The organism is Ferrovibrio sp., from assembly GCF_046297895.1.
GTDB lineage: Bacteria > Pseudomonadota > Alphaproteobacteria > Ferrovibrionales > Ferrovibrionaceae > Ferrovibrio.
Map to the genome: position 1 here is coordinate 1 of NZ_JBKBHC010000019.1, position 1,642 is coordinate 1,642.

The 1,642-nt window shown below is 66.9% G+C and carries 2 protein-coding genes; one reads left to right on the plus strand and one right to left on the minus strand.

Annotation, left to right across the window (positions count from 1 at the left end):
• The coding region (locus tag ACK4FK_RS18735) for an FAD-binding protein (RefSeq protein ID WP_409747214.1) at positions 1-960 on the minus strand (960 nt) is incomplete at its 3' end.
• A 175-nt stretch (positions 961-1,135) separates the two neighbouring features.
• On the opposite strand from ACK4FK_RS18735, the gene ACK4FK_RS18740 reads away from it, so the two are divergent.
• Positions 1,136-1,642, plus strand: a 507-nt coding sequence (locus ACK4FK_RS18740) for a Lon-like protease helical domain-containing protein (protein WP_409747217.1), incomplete at its 3' end; no start/stop codon positions are given.

Sequence of the window (1,642 nt, forward strand, 5' to 3'; positions counted from 1 at the left end):
GAGCAGTCCGCCGGCGGTGATGGCGCGCGCGCCGTAGCCGATGCGCTTGCCGCCTTCGATGTGCTGACGGATGGCTGGATGGGTTTTCCAGCGCTGCATTTCCTCGAAGGGGCTCAAGAAGGGGTTCTGGTAGTCCAGCCCGGTGACGAAGCCGAGCGTGACCTTGTTGCCCTCCAGGTGGTAGAGGAAACCGCCGCCATAGGTGCTGTTGTCCATCGGCCAGCCGGCGGTGTGCACCACCAGGCCGGGCCTGGCCTTGTCGGCCGGGATTTCCCACAGCTCCTTGATCCCGATGGCATAGCTCTGCGGGTCCTTGCCCTCATCGAGCCCGTACTTGGCGATGATCTGTTTGCCCAGGTGGCCGCGCGCGCCTTCGGCGAACACGGTGTACTTGGCATGCAGTTCCATGCCGAGCTGGAAGTTTTCGGTGGGCTGGCCATCCTTGCCCAGCCCCATGTTGCCGGTGGCCACGCCCTTGATCGCCCCGCTTTCGGTGTAGAGCACCTCGGCGGCGGCAAAGCCGGGGAAGATTTCGACGCCCAGCCTTTCGGCCTGCTGGGCCAGCCAGCGTGTCAGCGTGCCCAGGCTGATCACGTAGTTGCCTTCGTTGTGGAAGCAGTCGGGCACCAGCCAGCCCGGCGTGCGCCGCGCGCCGGTTTCGGTGAGAAACAGCACTTCATCGCCGGTGACCGGCTGGTTCAGCGGCGCGCCCAGCTCCTTCCAGTTCGGGAACAGCTCGTTGAGCGCGCGTGGATCCATCACCGCGCCCGAGAGGATGTGCGCGCCCGGCTCCGAGCCTTTTTCCAGCACCACGACCGAGATGTCCTGACCTTTGTCGGCGGCGAGCTGTTTGAGGCGGATGGCGGTGGCCAGGCCGGCCGGGCCGGCGCCGACGACGACCACGTCGTATTCCATGGCTTCGCGGGGGCCGTACTGGGCAAGAATCTCTTCGTTCGTCATGTCAGGTCTCGGTGGCGGTGGAAACGGGACGTGCGCAGCCGGTGATGGTAGGGTCATGCGGGCTGCGGGCCTGTCGGCTGCGCGACGGAATTGTAGTCCCGAAGCGGCAGAAAATAGAACGATCGTTCGATTCTTCCCGGTCCGCCGCGCGACGGTCTGGCCCACAATAGGCGCCATGTCCGCATCCCGCCTATCACCTGCTGAACTGCGCCTGCGCGTCGATGCCGAGGGTCTGGGGTTTGCCGATACCTCGGAGCTGCTGCACCATCCGCTGCCCTGGATCGGGCAGGAGCGCGCCGAGCGCGCGGCCCGCTTCGGCCTGTCCATGGACCTGCCCGACTACAACCTGTTCGTGCTGGGCGAGGTGGGCAGCGGCCGCACCACGCTACTGTGCCAGATGATGCACGAGGTGGCGGCCACGCGGCCGGTGCCGCCGGATCTGTGCTATCTGCACAACTTCGACGCGCCGGAGCGTCCACGCGCCCTGCGCATGCCGGCCGGGCAGGGGCGGCAGCTGCGCAGCCTGATGCAGCAACTGGTCAAGACCCTGCAGGCCGAAATTCCCAAGCGCCTCGGGGGCGAGGATTTCCGCGCCGAAAGCGAGCACCTGCGCAAGACCTACAAGGCCGAGGAGGCGCGCGCCTACGCCGAGCTCGATGCCTTTGCCGAGGCGCGCCGCTTC